Annotated in this window: 14 protein-coding genes and 1 tRNA gene; 7 read left to right on the top strand and 8 right to left on the bottom strand. The window is 70.8% G+C overall.

All coding sequences use genetic code 11. From position 1 onward, the window contains the following. Window positions 1-4: 4 nt before the first annotated feature. Complete coding sequence (gene cls / locus GB864_RS11100; RefSeq protein WP_160425018.1) at window positions 5-1,480, top strand: cardiolipin synthase; 1,476 nt, start codon at window positions 5-7, stop codon at window positions 1,478-1,480. A gap of 93 nt (window positions 1,481-1,573) precedes the next feature. Here the strand turns inward: cls and GB864_RS11095 are convergent, their stop codons facing one another. Next, entirely contained in the window at window positions 1,574-2,626 is a 1,053-nt protein-coding gene (locus GB864_RS11095; protein ID WP_160425016.1) for a pirin family protein, read from the bottom strand. Between the two features lie 103 nt (window positions 2,627-2,729). On the opposite strand from GB864_RS11095, the gene GB864_RS11090 reads away from it, so the two are divergent. Then, complete coding sequence (locus tag GB864_RS11090; RefSeq protein WP_160425013.1) at window positions 2,730-3,203, top strand: hypothetical protein; 474 nt, start codon at window positions 2,730-2,732, stop codon at window positions 3,201-3,203. Between the two features lie 83 nt (window positions 3,204-3,286). Here the strand turns inward: GB864_RS11090 and GB864_RS11085 are convergent, their stop codons facing one another. Genes GB864_RS11085 through GB864_RS11075 form a run of 3 tightly spaced genes read right to left on the bottom strand, consistent with a single transcriptional unit; the run spans window position 3,287 to window position 4,694 of the window. Further along, a complete protein-coding gene (locus GB864_RS11085; RefSeq protein WP_160425011.1) occupies window positions 3,287-3,790 on the bottom strand; it encodes a GNAT family N-acetyltransferase in 504 nt (167 codons plus the stop codon). Next, window positions 3,787-4,029 carry a helix-turn-helix domain-containing protein gene (locus tag GB864_RS11080; RefSeq protein ID WP_160425009.1) on the bottom strand — a complete coding sequence of 81 codons (243 nt, stop codon included), beginning with the start codon at window positions 4,027-4,029 and terminating at the stop codon, window positions 3,787-3,789. Before GB864_RS11080 ends, GB864_RS11085 begins: the two co-directional genes overlap by 4 nt. After that, window positions 4,029-4,694: a hypothetical protein gene (locus GB864_RS11075; protein ID WP_160425007.1), complete on the bottom strand. Its 666-nt coding sequence runs from the start codon at window positions 4,692-4,694 to the stop codon at window positions 4,029-4,031. Before GB864_RS11075 ends, GB864_RS11080 begins: the two co-directional genes overlap by 1 nt. A 269-nt stretch (window positions 4,695-4,963) precedes the next feature. Here GB864_RS11075 and GB864_RS11070 point away from each other — a divergent pair, with 269 nt between their 5' ends. The 4 genes from GB864_RS11070 (at window position 4,964) to GB864_RS11055 (ending at window position 9,562) form a co-directional block, all read left to right on the top strand. After that, window positions 4,964-7,495, top strand: coding sequence for an ATP-dependent Clp protease ATP-binding subunit (locus GB864_RS11070; protein ID WP_160425006.1), 2,532 nt, complete (start codon window positions 4,964-4,966; stop codon window positions 7,493-7,495). 254 nt (window positions 7,496-7,749) lie between these two features. Then, window positions 7,750-8,250: an amino-acid N-acetyltransferase gene (locus tag GB864_RS11065; RefSeq protein ID WP_160425004.1), complete on the top strand. Its 501-nt coding sequence runs from the start codon at window positions 7,750-7,752 to the stop codon at window positions 8,248-8,250. A gap of 98 nt (window positions 8,251-8,348) precedes the next feature. Next, window positions 8,349-9,062, top strand: a complete 714-nt coding sequence (locus GB864_RS11060; protein ID WP_160425002.1) for a hypothetical protein — start codon at window positions 8,349-8,351, stop codon at window positions 9,060-9,062. A gap of 89 nt (window positions 9,063-9,151) precedes the next feature. Continuing rightward, entirely contained in the window at window positions 9,152-9,562 is a 411-nt protein-coding gene (locus tag GB864_RS11055; RefSeq protein WP_160425000.1) for a dehydrogenase, read from the top strand. Between the two features lie 16 nt (window positions 9,563-9,578). On the opposite strand, the gene radA is transcribed toward GB864_RS11055, so the two are convergent. Next, on the bottom strand, window positions 9,579-10,946 hold the full coding sequence (gene radA / locus GB864_RS11050) for a DNA repair protein RadA (protein WP_160424997.1): 1,368 nt from the start codon (window positions 10,944-10,946) through the stop codon (window positions 9,579-9,581). Between the two features lie 281 nt (window positions 10,947-11,227). On the opposite strand from radA, the gene GB864_RS11045 reads away from it, so the two are divergent. Next, a tRNA-Ser gene (locus GB864_RS11045) sits at window positions 11,228-11,317 on the top strand. 102 nt (window positions 11,318-11,419) lie between these two features. Here the strand turns inward: GB864_RS11045 and GB864_RS11040 are convergent. From GB864_RS11040 to GB864_RS11030, 3 genes are all read right to left on the bottom strand, one after another. Beyond that, on the bottom strand, window positions 11,420-12,247 hold the full coding sequence (locus GB864_RS11040; RefSeq protein WP_160424996.1) for an alpha/beta fold hydrolase: 828 nt from the start codon (window positions 12,245-12,247) through the stop codon (window positions 11,420-11,422). A gap of 210 nt (window positions 12,248-12,457) precedes the next feature. Then, window positions 12,458-13,621, bottom strand: coding sequence for an acyl-CoA dehydrogenase family protein (locus GB864_RS11035; protein WP_160424994.1), 1,164 nt, complete (start codon window positions 13,619-13,621; stop codon window positions 12,458-12,460). A gap of 199 nt (window positions 13,622-13,820) precedes the next feature. Further along, window positions 13,821-15,225: glycoside hydrolase family 3 C-terminal domain-containing protein (locus GB864_RS11030; RefSeq protein ID WP_202107167.1), on the bottom strand; the 1,405-nt coding region annotated here is incomplete at its 5' end.

Genomic DNA, 15,225 nt, shown 5'->3' with positions numbered 1-15,225 from the left:
CCGCATGACTGGGGATTCGGGGGACTTCCTGGTCGTACTCGGCATGGTCTGGCTGCTGGCCGACCTCGTCATCCGCGTCGGCGCGGTGTTCGTCGTGCCCCGCAACCGCCGCCCGACGGCCGGGTGGGCCTGGCTGCTCGCGATCTTCTTCTTCCCGCTCCCCGGCCTCATCGCGTTCCTGCTGATCGGCGACCCGAAGCTCGGCAAGGCCCGCCGGCGCAAGCAGGCCGAGGTCGACCGGCTCATCCGCGAGTCCACGCACGGCGTCGAGCGCGTGAGCGATCCGACGGCGTGGCCGACGTGGTTCGCGCAGCTCGTGCGGCAGAACCGCAACCTCGGGGCGATGCCGCTCATCGGCCAGAACGCGGCGAGCCTCGTCGGCGACTACCAGGGCTCGCTCGACCAGATGACCGCGGCCATCGCGAAGGCCGAGCGGTACGTGCACGTCGAGTTCTACATCCTCGCCCTCGACGAGGTGACGAAGCCGTTCTTCGACGCCCTCGCCGACGCATGCGCACGGGGCGTGCAAGTGCGAGTGCTCCTCGACCACATCGCCTCCTGGCGCGTGCACTCGACCTACCGGAAGACCATCAAGCGGCTCGACGAGATGGGCGCCGAGTGGCACCTGATGCTGCCCGTCCAGCCGTTCCGCGGCCGCTACCAGCGCCCCGACCTCCGCAACCACCGCAAGATCCTCGTCGTCGACGGGCTCGTGGGCTTCATGGGCTCGCAGAACGTGATCCGCCGGGATTACCACAAGAAGGTCAGCAAGAAGAAGGGCCTGAAGTGGAAGGAGCTCATGGTGCGGCTCCGCGGGCCGATCGTGTCCGGCCTCGACGCGATCTTCCTGACGGACTGGTACGTCGAGACCGACCACGTCGTCGACGTCGATCTCGTCCCGGTCGACGAGGTGCCCGGGCGCGACGAGAACCTCGACTGCCAGCTCGTGCCGAGCGGACCGGGCTACTCGAACGAGAACAACCTCAAGCTCTTCCTCGCCCTCATCTACTCCGCGCGCGAGCAGATCATCATCACGAGCCCCTACTTCGTGCCCGACGAGGCGATGCTCTACGCCATCAGCACCGCGGTGCAGCGCGGCGTGCGCGTCGAGCTCTTCGTCTCCGAGGTGGGCGACCAGGCGCTCGTCTACCACGCCCAGCGCTCGTACTACGAGGCCCTGCTGCGCGCCGGAGTGAAGATCTGGATGTACCGGGCGCCGTACATCCTGCATGCCAAGCACCTCACCATCGACGACGACGTCGCGGTCATCGGGTCGTCGAACCTCGACATCCGTTCATTCCTGCTGAACATGGAGGTCTCGCTCCTCGTGCGCGGCGCCGACTTCGTCGCCGACATGCGCGCGGTCGAGGACGGGTACCGGCACGACAGCCGGGAGCTCGAGCTCGACGAGTGGCTGCGCCAGCCCGTGCGCTCGCAACTGCTCGACAATCTCGCGCGCCTCACCTCGGCGCTGCAGTAACGGCCCGATCCGCGCGGCGCATTGCGCGGATGCCCGATGCAGCGCAGGCGGTCTCCGGGCGCAACGCCGCGCCGCTGACGCACGAAACCGCGGTCAGCGCTCGTTGCGGGGCTTCAACCGGATGCCCGGCAGCACCGGCGCGGGCAGCGGATCGCCGGAATCTCCGACGGCGCCGAAGCGCCCCGAGGGGTCGGCGCCGGCGATGACGTCCTGCTCCCACTGCGCCCGAAAGGCGACGATCTCGTCGTGGTCGCGGCCGATGAAGTTCCACCACATGACGATCTCCTCCTCGAACGGCGTGCCGCCGACGAGGACGAGGCGCACCGGGCCGGCGGTCGCGCGCACGCGCACGCCCTCGTGGCCCGTCGTGAGGAACGCGAGCTCGTTCCGGGCGACGTCGATCGTGTGCCCGGTCTCGCTCAACGGGTCGTCGTTCTCGCCGGCAGGGTCGACCTCGCGCTCGAGAGCGGCGAAGGTGAGGTGCGCGGGGCCGGCGTCGACGAGGAAGCCGTGCTCGAAGTCGGGGTCGAGCGGGATCCAGGCCTCCCCGCCCTCGGGCACGTCGATCTGCGCGGCGACGAGCGGGGAGAAGGTCGTGACGGTGCCGGGCGGCGCACCCTCGAGTTCGCCGACGAACACCCGCACCGTCGCGTCGTCGACTGCGACCGGCGTCGTCGTGGCGTTCTCGAAGAACGGCGCGACGTCGCGGGAGGCGTCGGGCAGCACGGTCCAGAGCTGCACGCCGTGGAGCACCGTCGTCTCCGGCGTCGAGATCTCCGAGTGCGAGATGCCGTGGCCGGCGGTCATGAGGTTGACGTCGCCGGGCACCACGAACGCGTGCGAACCGACCGAGTCGCGGTGCTCGACCTCGCCCTCGAAGAGCCAGCTCACCGTCTGGAGCCCGGTGTGCGGGTGGGGCGGCACGACCATCCCGCCCGTGACCGCGACGTCGTCGGGGCCGTAGTGGTCGATGAAGCACCACGCGCCGATCGTGGTGCGGCCGCGCTGGGGGAGCGTGCGCCGCACGCCCATCGCGCGCGGTCCGCCGAGGGGCACGTCGCGCGGTTCGAGGATGCGGGCGGGCGAGGCCTGCGGCAGGGCCGGCGGGCAGACGAGCTCGGCCGGCTCGCGCTCGAGGTTGCTCATGGAGCCACCCTAGGACGCCCGTCGACGCGACATCAGGGCGACGCGGGCCCTGTGAGCGCGCTGGGGAATCGCCCGGAGTCGCGCGCGGGATAACATGGGTGCCATGGCTTCGACCCTTCTGCTTCGCCGTGCCGGTTTCATCGCCGTGGCCGCCGTGTCCGTGTTCGCACTGTCCGCCTGCGCACCGAGCAAGGGCCCGGCCTCGGACTACTCGGGTCTGCCCACCGTCGACGAGCACGTCGCCGAGGGCGTCGGCGACGACGAGGGCGAGGGCGCCGAGGAGGAGGTCGTCGAAGGCGAGACCTCGTTCACGTGGCTCCAGCAGGGCGGCCGCTTCGCCGTGACGACGTGGGGGTCCTCGACCTGCCCGGTCGTCGGCGAGCGCGTCTCGGTCGTCCACCCGCAGGGCGAGGGCAACACCATCGAGATCGCCGTGAGCGAGATCGCCGACGACGCGGTGTGCACGATGGATCTCGTGCCGCACACCACCGAGTTCTGGACGCCGCTGCACGTGACGCCGACCGAGGAACTCACGGTCGTCGTCGGCGACGAGGAGATCGAAGTCCCGGTCTTCTGACCCGGCCCGAGCTTGCTGCAGCGGCGCGTCCCCGAGGGGGCGCGCCGCTTCCGCGTTCTCACCGGGAACGGGGATGCCCGTGCTCAGCGTGCGCCGCGGAGCATCCATCTCGTCGGGTCGTCGGGGTGCGCGAAACCGAACTTCGCGTAGAGGCCCTGCGCGTCGTTCGTGACGAGGACCGTGCGCCGCAGGCCCATCGCGTCGACCGTCTCGGCGACGCCGGCGATGAGGGCGACGCCGACGCCGCGGCCGCGCTCGGAGGGGTCGACGTAGACGTCGGCGAGCCAGCCGAAGGTCGCCCGATCGGTCACGAGCCGCGCGTAGGCGAGCTGCCGGCCGTCGTGGTCGTAGACGCCGAAGTTCATCGAGCCGTCGATGGCGGCATCCTGCATCGTGCGCGAGCGGCCCTGCGCCCAGTAGGCGCCGGTGGAGAGCCAGTGGTGCACGAGGTCGCGGTCGACGAGCGCGGTGTCGGCCGAGAAGGTGCAGCCGGCCGGCAGCGCCTCCGCGAGGCTCGGTGCGCCCGAGCCGCTCCCCGCAGCCTCCTCGGCAGGCGCGCGCCGCGGCCGTCTGCGGCGCCGGATCATGCGCGGCCCGCCCGTCGGATCTCGAGCAGGTCGCCGACCTGGCAGTCGAGGGCGTCGCAGATCGCCTGCAGCGTGGAGTAACGGATCGCCCGCGCGCGGTCGTTCTTGAGGATGCTGAGGTTCACGACGCTCACTCCTACCAGTTCGCTGAGTCGGGCGAGTGTCATGCCGCGTGCGACGAGCAGTTCGTCGAGCCGGCAGTGCACGTCGGTGCCCTCGTCCGGGTCGGCCGGCGGCATCAGACGAGCCCGTCCGTGTCTCGCTGGAGGCGTTCGCCGATGTGGAACGCGCCCGCGACGAGTCCGACGGCGATGCCGGCGAAGAGCCAGATCCCCGTGAACGTCCATGCCCAGCCGCCGGCGAGGGGGCCGTCCGGGTCGGCGGCGACGAGCTCGGCGCGGGCGACGTTCTGGCACAACTGGTCGAGCACCTCGACGGCGCTGCCGCCGATGACGAGGAGCAGTGCGAGGGCCGTGAGGGCGACCGTCATCGAGTGCAGGAACGGCCGCCCGGCGGCGAGGTGACGGCCGAGCAGGATCGCGGCGACGGCGATGCCGACGGCGAGCGCGATCCCGAGCACGTGGATCGCGACCTGGAGCCACACGACGGTCGGCCCGAAGCCGACGGCGGTCACCTGGAGATCGCCGCCGGCGTATGCCGACTCCAGTCGCATCCCGTCGGGCATGACGAGATCGACGGTGCGGCCGGTCGAGGTGTTGGGGAAGGCGAAGGAGTAGAGCCCGTCGACGAGTTTCTGCTTCAGCGAGTACAGGGCACCGGCGACGAGCAGCGCGCACCAGGCGACGACGAGGCCGATGATGCCGCGGAGCGCGATTCGATCGGCGCGCCCGAGCCGGGCGGTCGTGGCGATCGAGGGAGTCGTCGCGGGGGAAGCAGCGGGCATGGCGCATCCTTATCGAAGATCGTTACGAACGAATATCGTTATGGTGATTGATGCGCCGTCGTGGTGTCAACACCCGGCCGGCCAGTGCGGCGGCCGCATGCCGAGTTCGCGCCTGCGCGGGGCATCGTCGCCCGACGTGGACCGGGTCGGATGACGCCGCGCGTTCCTGAACCGTGCGCCCACGGCGAACAGCGGCACGCGGCGCTGGATGCCCGGTTAGCCTCTTGGAGTACGGCGCCGACCTGCCCCGGTGCTACGAGGAGTGACGAATGTTCGAGAGATTCACCGACCGCGCCCGCCGCGTCGTCGTCTTGGCCCAAGAAGAGGCCAAGATGCTCAACCACAACTACATCGGCACCGAACACATCCTGCTCGGGCTCATCCACGAGGGCGAGGGCGTCGCCGCGAAGGCGCTCGAGTCCCTCGGCATCTCGCTCGATGCTGTGCGCGAGCAGGTCCAGGACATCATCGGCCAGGGCCAGCAGCAGCCCACCGGCCACATCCCCTTCACGCCGCGCGCGAAGAAGGTGCTCGAGCTGTCGCTGCGCGAAGCGCTGCAGCTCGGCCACAACTACATCGGCACCGAGCACATCCTGCTCGGCCTCATCCGCGAGGGCGAGGGCGTGGCAGCGCAGGTGCTCGTCAAGCTCGGCGCGGACCTCAACCGGGTGCGCCAGCAGGTCATCCAGCTCCTCTCCGGCTACCAGGGCGGCAAGGAGCCGACCCCGGTCGGCGGCGCCAACGACCAGGCCCAGCCGCAGGGCGGATCGCAGATCCTCGACCAGTTCGGCCGCAACCTGACGCAGGCCGCACGCGAGTCGAAGCTCGACCCGGTGATCGGCCGCGAGAAGGAGATCGAGCGGGTCATGCAGATCCTCTCGCGCCGCTCGAAGAACAACCCCGTCCTCATCGGCGAGCCCGGCGTCGGCAAGACCGCCGTCGTCGAGGGCCTCGCCCAGGCGATCGTCAAGGGCGAGGTGCCCGAGACGCTCAAGGACAAGCAGCTCTACTCCCTCGACCTCGGTTCGCTCATCGCCGGTTCCCGCTACCGCGGCGACTTCGAAGAGCGTCTGAAGAAGGTCACCAAGGAGATCCGCACGCGCGGCGACATCATCGTCTTCATCGACGAGATCCACACCCTCGTGGGTGCGGGCGCCGCCGAGGGTGCGATCGACGCGGCCTCGATCCTCAAGCCCCTGCTCGCCCGCGGCGAGCTGCAGACGATCGGCGCCACGACGCTCGACGAGTACCGCAAGCACTTCGAGAAGGATGCTGCGCTCGAGCGCCGCTTCCAGCCGATCCAGGTCAACGAGCCGTCGCTGCCCCACGCGATCAACATCCTCAAGGGGCTGCGCGACCGCTACGAGGCGCACCACAAGGTGTCCATCACCGACGGCGCCATCGTCGCTGCGGCGAACCTCGCCGACCGTTACATCAGCGACCGCTTCCTGCCCGACAAGGCCATCGACCTGATCGACGAGGCCGGCGCGCGCCTCCGCCTCTCGATCCTCTCGAGCCCGCCGGAGCTGCGCGAGTTCGACGAGAAGATCGCCAAGGTCCGCGAGGCCAAGGAGCAGGCGATCGAGGACCAGGACTTCGAGAAGGCCGCCGGCCTGCGCGACGAGGAGAAGAACCTCCTCGGCGAGCGCCTGCGCCTCGAGAAGCAGTGGAAGTCGGGCGACGTCCAGACGACCGCGGTCGTCGACGAGGGCCTGATCGCCGAAGTGCTCGCGCAGGCCACGGGCATCCCCGTGTTCAAGCTCACCGAAGAGGAGTCGAGCCGACTCGTCTTCATGGAGAAGGCGCTGCACGAGCGCGTCATCGGCCAGGAGCAGGCGATCTCGGCGCTCTCGCGCACGATCCGCCGCCAGCGCGCCGGCCTCAAGGACCCGAAGCGCCCCTCGGGGTCGTTCATCTTCGCCGGCCCCACGGGCGTCGGCAAGACCGAGCTCGCCAAGGCCCTCGCGGAGTTCCTCTTCGACGACGAGGCCGCGATGATCTCGCTCGACATGTCGGAGTACGGCGAGAAGCACACCGTCTCCCGCCTCTTCGGCGCCCCTCCCGGGTTCGTCGGCTTCGAGGAGGGCGGCCAGCTCACCGAGAAGGTGCGGCGCAAGCCGTTCTCGGTCGTGCTCTTCGACGAGATCGAGAAGGCGCACCCCGACATCTTCAACTCGCTCCTGCAGATCCTCGAAGAGGGTCGTCTCACCGACGGGCAGGGTCGCGTCGTCGACTTCAAGAACACCGTCATCATCATGACGACGAACCTCGGCACGAAGGACATCGCGGGCGGCCCCGTCGGCTTCCTCCAGGAGGGCGACCCGCAGTCGGGCTACGACCTGATGCGCGGCAAGGTCAACGAGGAGCTGAAGAAGAACTTCAAGCCGGAGTTCCTCAACCGCGTCGACGAGATCATCGTCTTCCCGCAGCTCGACAAGTCCGAGCTGCTGCAGATCGTCGATCTCTTCATCAAGCGCCTGAGCGACCGACTGCTCGACCGCGACATGACGATCGAGCTCTCGCTCGCCGCCAAGGAGCGCCTCATCGACGTCGGCTTCGACCCCGCGCTCGGTGCCCGGCCGCTGCGCCGCGCCGTTCAGCGCGAGATCGAGGACCAGCTCTCCGAGAAGATCCTCCACGGCGAGCTCGACTCGGGCCACCACATCTCGGTGGACTTCGTCGACGGCCAGTTCACGTTCGCGACCAAGCGCCGGGAGCTCCCGGTCTCGGTCGGCGTGAACACCAGCGCCGCCATCGGCACCGGCCCGGCGACGCCGGACCTGGCCGCCACCGCGGACTGACGCACTCGCTCCACGGAACGGGGTCGTGCCTTCGGGCGCGGCCCCGTTCCGCGTTTCCGGACGACGCGGGCCGCGTCGGGCCCGGGTCCGCCGCGTTCCGGTGGTGTGCGTTCTCGATCGCGCCGCTTCTTCCGTTGCCGCGCCACCATTTCGGGCGCGGAGGCCGAAGAGGTGGCGCGGTCGGTGGCGACGGGCGTGGCGCGCTCGGCGGCTGAGCAGCGCACGAGGCATCCGCGCGGTCCTAGGCTTGCCGGGTGAGTCAGGTGACGGTGCGCCGTGCGCGCACGAGCGATGTTCCCCGGTTCGGCGAGATCATCGGGCCGCTCGTGGAGCGACGCATCCTGCTCGGCAAGGAGTGGGTGGAGCTCTACGGCGCCGTTCCCGAGTTCCGGGTCGCGGAGGTCGACGGCGTCGTCGCGGGCTTCGGCGCCGTGCACGTGATGTGGAAGGACCTCGGCGAGGTGCGTACCCTCGCCGTCGACGACGCCTACCTCGGCACGGGCGTCGGCCATGCGCTGCTCGATCGGCTCGAAACGGATGCCCGCGAGCTCGGCCTCACGCGCCTGTTCTGCCTCACGTTCGAGACCGCCTTCTTCGGCCGGCACGGCTTCGTCGACATGGGCGCCGAGACCGTCGACCCCGAGGTCTACATGGAGCTCGTGCGCTCGAACGACGAGGGCATCGCGGAGTTCCTCGACCTCGCGCGCGTCAAGCAGAACACCCTCGGCAACACCCGGATGATCAAGCACCTCTGAGCCCGGGGTCCGCTCCGGGATCCGGCCGCGTGTCTGGGAAGGCGCCGCGGTTCGGCGCGCCGTCGGGCCAGCTCGGGGTGCATCCGTACCCTGTTCGCATGTCGACGATCCGCAATCCCGTCGGCCCCCAGCCGACGAAGGTGTACTGGCGACGCCGGGTCATGGTGCTCCTCGGGCTCCTGGCCGTGGTCGTGGTCGTGCTGCTCATCGTGTTCCGCCCGGGTTCCGGGTCGGCCTCGCCCAACCCGACGGAGACGCCCGAGCCGTCGGAGACCGCCGTGGAGACCGAGCCCGCGGGCGATCCCGCGGCAGAGGGCGCGGCGGACGCCGAGGGCGCCGAGGATGCGGTCGCGTACGAACCGGTGGAGCCGACGATCCCCGAGACGGAGGCCGCCGTCGAGGGCGGCACGGACTGCAAGGAGTCCAACGTCGCGGTCACGGCCCGCACCGACCAGGTCGACTATGCGGCCGGCGTGCAGCCGCAGCTCACCCTCGCGATCGAGAACACCGGTTCGAAGCCCTGTGTGATCGACGCCGGTACCGCCGCGCAGGTGTTCACGATCAAGAGCGGCGAGGAGCAGTACTGGACCTCCACGGACTGCGCCGAGGGCGCCGTCTCGACCGAGATCACGCTGGAGCCGGGCAAGACGGTCGTGTCGGGAGCGCCGATCGTGTGGGATCGCACGCGCTCCGCTCCGGACACCTGCGACGGCGAACGGGAGGCGGTGCCGGCGGGCGGGGCCGCATACTGGCTGACGGTGTCGGTGGACGGCATCGAGGACTCGCAGGGCACGCAGTTCCTGCTCTACTGAGCGGATGCCCCGGCGGGGTCGGTTGACGCTCGCGGCCGGCAGGACCGGCACGCAGGGTGCCCCGGTGGGGCTCGCCTAGGCTGGAGCGCATGGCCGCCGACCGCAAGAAGAAGAAGCCGAAGCCCGCCCCCGAGTTTCGCTCGCAGGCGCTCGCCGAGGCACTCGAGGCGCAGGACATGGCGGCCGTGGCGCTCGCGCTGCGCAACGGCAATACGGTCGTGCCGCTCATCAAGCCCGGCCCGCGCGACAAGCCGCTCGACGGCGGCGAAGTGTGGACCTACCGCGACGCGAACACGGGCGACGTCGCCCTGCTGCTCTTCAGCGACGCCGCGAACAAGCCCGAGAACCTGCCGCCCGCCGTCGGCCTGCAGAGCCCTGCCTGGCTCCGCACGTTCCTCGCCAAGCACGGCGACGTCATCACGACCGTGTTCCTCGACATCGCCGGACCGCACCCGATGCAGGCCTCGCCCGCGGAACTCCGCAAGGCGCTCGACTTCTGAGTCGGACCGACCGGCGTCAGAACGCCGCGTCGAGCTCCCGCTCGCGTTCGCTCGTGGCCGCCTGCATGGCGAGCGTCACGGCGGAGCGCACGCTGCCGGCATCGCCGTCGAGGATCGTCGTGTAGCCGAGTCGCTTCGCCTCAGCGGCACGCCGCGGCGCCGCGGCGACCGGACGCACCTCGCCCGCGAGCGAGATCTCGCCGAACGCGGCGAAGTCGTTCGGCACGGCCTTGTCGCGCACGGCGGAGGCGATGGCGATCGCGATCGCGAGGTCGGCCGCCGGCTCGACGAGCCGCACCCCGCCGACGGTGGAGATGTAGACGTCGTGCTCGCCGAGCTTGCCGAGGCCCGCGCGGCGCTCGAGCACGGCGATGATCATGGCGACCCGCGACGGGTCGACGCCGTTGACGACGCGGCGCGGCTGCGGCGCCTTGGTGGCGACGACGAGCGCCTGCACTTCGACGGGCAGGGCGCGCCGCCCCTCGAGTGCGACGGTCACGCACGTGCCAGACACGCTCGCGCGGCTGGTCGAGCGGAACAGGCTCGAGGGGTCGGACACCTCGGCGATGCCGTCGCCCGTCATCTCGAAGCAGCCGACCTCGTCGGTCGGGCCGAAGCGGTTCTTGTGGGCGCGGATGAAGCGCAGCGCGCTCTGCCGGTCGCCCTCGAACTGGCACACGACGTCGACGAGGTGCTCGAGGAGTCGCGGGCCGGCGATCGTGCCGTCCTTCGTGACGTGGCCGACGATGAGCACGGGCAGGCCGCGCTCCTTCGCGACGCGGATGAGCGTCGTCGCGACCTCGCGCACCTGGCTCGGCTGCCCGGGCAGCCCGTCGATGCGCTCGCTCGAGACCGTCTGGACGGAGTCGACGATGAGGAGCTGCGGCTCGACCGCGTCGATCTGGCCGAGGACGGTCGCGAGATCGGTCTCGGCGGCGAGGTAGAGCTCGGAGTGCAGGGCGCCCGTTCGGCCGGCGCGGAGGCGCACCTGGGCTGCCGACTCCTCGGCGGTGACGTAGAGCACCCGGCGGCCGGTGGCCGCGGCGCGGGCGGCGACCTCGAGCAGCAGCGTCGACTTGCCGACGCCCGGTTCGCCGGAGAGCAGGATCGCCGCGCCGGGGACGATGCCGCCGCCCAGCACCCGGTCGAACTCCGCGACGCCGCTCGGCCGGTGCACGCTCGACTCGGCCTCGATCTCGCTGATCGGCCGCGCCACGCGGGTCTGCCCGACGACGACCGGCCGTAGCGATCGCACGATGCCCGTCTCGGCCGCCGACTCGGCGACGGTGCCCCACTGCTGGCACTCGCCGCAGCGGCCCACCCACTTCGCGGTGGTCCAGCCGCACTCGGTGCATCGGAAGGCGGAGGGCGCGGCTTTCGGCATGCCGCTCACGGTACGCGGCACGGCGGACATCGGCGGGGCGCGCCGCGGGTCTCGATACGGCGCTGCGCGCCTACTCGACCGGCGGGGTGCTGCGGGGCTTGGTCTCGATACGGCGCTGCGCGCCTACTCGACCAACGAGGTGCTGCGCGCCTACTCGACCAGCGGGGCGCTGCGCACTCGTCGGTCGAGTAGCGACGGAGGAGCGTATCGAGACCACGTCCCCGTCAGGCACCGGAGGGCTCGATTTGGCCGATGCGGAACGGGCGATTACACTCGTCCTCGGTACCGTGTCCGAGCGGCCGAAGGTGCAACTCTCGAAAAGTTGTGTGGGTGAAAGCCCACCGTGGGTTCAAATCCCACCGGTACCGCCACGGAAAGCCCCGCATCCTCACGGATGCGGGGCTTTCGTCTTGTCCGGACGGCAACCGGAACCGGAGCCGGGCGAACACGCCCGGCCCCGCGTCATCCTCGGATCAGAGCGACTTCAGCCAGGCCAGCAGGTCGGCGTTGATGACGTCAGCGTGCGTGGTCGGCATGCCGTGCGGGTAGCCCGCGTAGGTCTTCAGCGTGCTGTTCGGCAACAGCTCGGCCGAGAGCGGGCCGGAGTCGGCGTAGGGCACGACCTGGTCGTCGTCGCCGTGCATGACGAGGGAGGGCACCGTGATCTTCTTGAGGTCCTCGGTGAAGTCGGTCTGGGAGAACGCCACGACGCCGTCGTAATGCGCCTTGGCGCCGCCCATCATGCCCTGGCGCCACCAGTTCTCGATGACGGCCTCGGAGGGCTCGGCCCCCGGGCGGTTGTACCCGTAGAAGGCGGTGGAGGCGAAGTCGCGGTAGAAGCCCGTGCGGTTGGTCGCGACCTGCACCTGGATGCCGTCGAAGACCTCCTTGGGCAGCCCGCCCGGGTTCGCCTCGGTCTGCAGCATGAGCGGCGGCACCGAGCTGATGAGCACGGCTGCCGCGACGCGGTCCTCGCCGTAGACGCCGATGTAGTGCGTGAGCTCGCCGCCGCCGGTGGAGTGCCCGACGTGGATGACATCGTGCAGGTCGAGGTGCTCGACGACGGCCCGCAGATCGGCCGCGTAGTGGTCCATGTCGTGGCCGTCGTCGACCTGCGACGAACGGCCGTGCCCCCGGCGGTCGTGCGCGATCACGCGGTAGCCCTGGCCGAGGAAGAACATGAGCTGGGTGTCCCAGTCGTCCGAGGAGAGCGGCCAACCGTGGCTGAACACGATCGGCTGACCCTCCCCCCAGTCCTTGTAGTAGATCTCCACGCCGTCGGACGTCGTCACGTATGCCATCGGTTCTCCCCCTCGAATGGTCGGTGCATGCCGCACGTTACGCCCGTTCCGGTGCACGGCCCGAGGCGCTCAGGGGTTTGGCAGGGGGCGGCATCTGTTCGGAAACCGGAGCGCCCCGCCGCGTTCGCCCACCCGACGCCGAACCGCCCCGGACCTCGGGGCCCGGGGCGGTTCGAGGGGTGCCCGCGCGATGCGCGCGCGACGCAGAGCTCAGCGCTTGCCGACGATCTTCCGGCTCACGATGTCGCGCATGATCTCGTTCGTGCCCCCGTAGATGCGGTGCACGCGCGCGTCGAGGTAGGCGCGGGCGATCGGGTACTCGGTGATGTAGCCGTAGCCGCCGTGCAACTGCACGCCGACATCGAGGAGCTCGGCCTCGCGGTCGGTGGTCCAGAACTTGACCTTCGCCGCTTCCTCCGCGGTGAGCTTCTGGTCGGCGTACAGCTCCATCGCGCGGTCGACGTACGTCCACATGACGTCGACGGTCGTCGCCATGTCGGCGAGCTTGAAGCGGGTGTTCTGGAAGTCGGCGACGCGCTCGCCGAACGCCTCGCGGCTGAGGACGTAGTCGCGCGTCCAGTCGAACGCTGCCTCGCCGGCCGCGGCGGCGGCGACGCCGATCGAGAGGCGCTCGAGGGGCAGGTTCATCATGAGCTGGACGAAGCCGAGGCCCTCCTTGCCGCCGATGAGGTTCTCCTCGGGGACGAGCACGTCGGAGAAGGACAGCTCCGCGGTGTCCCAGCCGTGGAATCCCATCTTCTGGAGCGTCTTGCCGTGGTCGAAGCCCGCCATGCCGTCTTCGAGGATCAGCAGGCTGAAGGCATCCGGGCGGTCGCCCTCGCCGGTCTTGACGAATGTCACCACGATGTCGGCGGTCTTGCCGGAGGAGATGAACGTCTTCGCGCCGTTGACGAGGTACCCGCCGTCGACCTTCTTCGCGGTCGTGCGGATGCCGCGGAGGTCGGAGCCCGCACCGGGCTCGGTCATCGCGAGCGCGCCGAGGATCTCGCCGGTCGCCATGCCGGGCAGCCACTTCTCCTTCTGCGCCTGCGTGCCCATGTGCACCAGGTAGGGCACGGCGAGATCGTCCTGGATGCCGAGCGCGCCGGCCAGCGAGCCGAGGCCCGCTTTGATGGTCTCCTCGAGGACGACCGCGCGGAAGCGGTAGTCCTGCAGCATGCCGGCGCCGCCGAACTCCTCGGGGACGCTCAGACCGATGATGCCGGCCTCGCCGGCCGCGAGCATGGTCGCCCGGTCGATCTCGCCGTCGGCTTCCCACCGCTTGCGATGCTCGTCGGTCGCGGAGCGTTTGATGAACTCCTTCACCACCCCGCGGAACGCCTCGTGGTCCTCGTCGTAGATGTCGCGCTCCATCGCGTGACCTTTCTCGTCGTCGCCGTCGGCCTCGCGCGACCTCCGGCGGATGAACGGCCGGTGCACGGGGTTCGCCCGGACCGGACGCCGGCCCCGCATCGGGCCGGTCTACGGATACTAGACAGCCGCGGCGGCCGATCGGGGAACTCTGCGGTTTCCACGAGCGGCCGCCGCGGCGGGACTCATCGGGGTTGTGGGATCACGCCTGCGCGTTCGCGGCCGCGAGGAGCTGCTCGAGCTGCTCCGTCGAGGCGCCGCCGAGCGAGGTGAGGCGCTCGACGGGGATGCCCGCCATCATGCGCGCCATGTCCATGCCCAGGGCTTCGTCGCTCTCGCCGGGGATCGGCATGGTCATCGCCTGCGCGATGATCGCCGCAGCGGCCGGGTTCGCCATGACCTCGCCGAGCGTGGACTCGAGGGTCAGCGGCACGACGACACGGTCGCCGGTCAGCTCGGCGCGCGCGCTGCCGCGCAGGTCGCGGCTCGACGCGCCGACGGCGACCTCGTAGGCGCCGGGCTCGACGACGAAACGGTCGACCCGGACATCCCAGTACTCGAGGTCGCGCGGGTCGATCGCGATCTCGACGACGCGGCGCTCGCCGGGCTCGAGGTCCACGGTCGTGAAGCCGCCGAGGGCGCGCGGCACGCGCACCTGCGCCGAGTCCGGCACCGAGACGTAGGCCTGCACGACCTCGCGGCCGGCGCGCTCGCCGGTGTTCGTCACGCCGACGCGCACGAGGATGCCCGCGCCCGCGGCTTCGGCCTCGACGGCGTCGTATTCGAACGTCGTGTAGGAGAGGCCGTGGCCGAAGGGGAACGCGACCTCGAGCTTGCGGGCGTCGTACCAGCGGTAGCCGACGAAGAGGCCCTCGCTGTAGCGCACATGCCGGTGCTCGCCGGGGAAGTCGAGGAACGCGGGGGTGTCCTCGATGCGTGCGGGGAGCGTCTCGGTGAGCTTGCCCGACGGGTTGACGGCGCCGAAGACGACGTCGGCGATCGCGCCGCCGCCGGCCTGGCCGAGGAGGGCGCCGTCGAGGATCGCGGGCGCGAGGCCGGCGACGGGGCCGAGGAGGAGCGCCCCGCCGTGCTGGAGCACGACGACGGTCTTCGGCTGCACGGCGACGACGGCCGCGAGCAGCTCGAGCTGCTCGGCGGGCAGCTCGATGTCTTCGCGGTCGAAGCCCTCCGACTCCTGGCTCGCATCCAGGCCGAGGAAGACGACGGCGACGTCGGCCGCACCGGCTGCGGCGACCGCGTCGGCCACGAGTGCGGCATCCGCGCCCGAGCCGTCGATCGTGAAACCGGGCGCGAACGCGACGTCGGCGTCCGGCGCGGCGGCGCGGAGCTCGTCGAGGGGGACATCGAGACGCGTCGGGTTGACGTGCGACGAGCCGCCGCCCTGGTAGCGCGGGGTGCGCGCGAACTCGCCGACGACGGCGATCGAGCCGGTCTGGGCGAGCGGGAGCAGCGCGCCGTCGTTCTGCAGCAGCACGATCGAGCGCCCGGCGGCCTCGCGGGCGAGCGCGTGGTGGGCGTCGCGGTCGTAGTCGGCGCCCGCGCGACGGGCGGCGGCCGCGGTGCGGGCGAGCCGGGCGACGCGCTCG

Source organism: Agromyces seonyuensis (genome assembly GCF_009789225.1).
Classification (GTDB): domain Bacteria; phylum Actinomycetota; class Actinomycetes; order Actinomycetales; family Microbacteriaceae; genus Agromyces; species Agromyces seonyuensis.
This window is presented reverse-complemented; position numbering and strand designations above follow the sequence as displayed.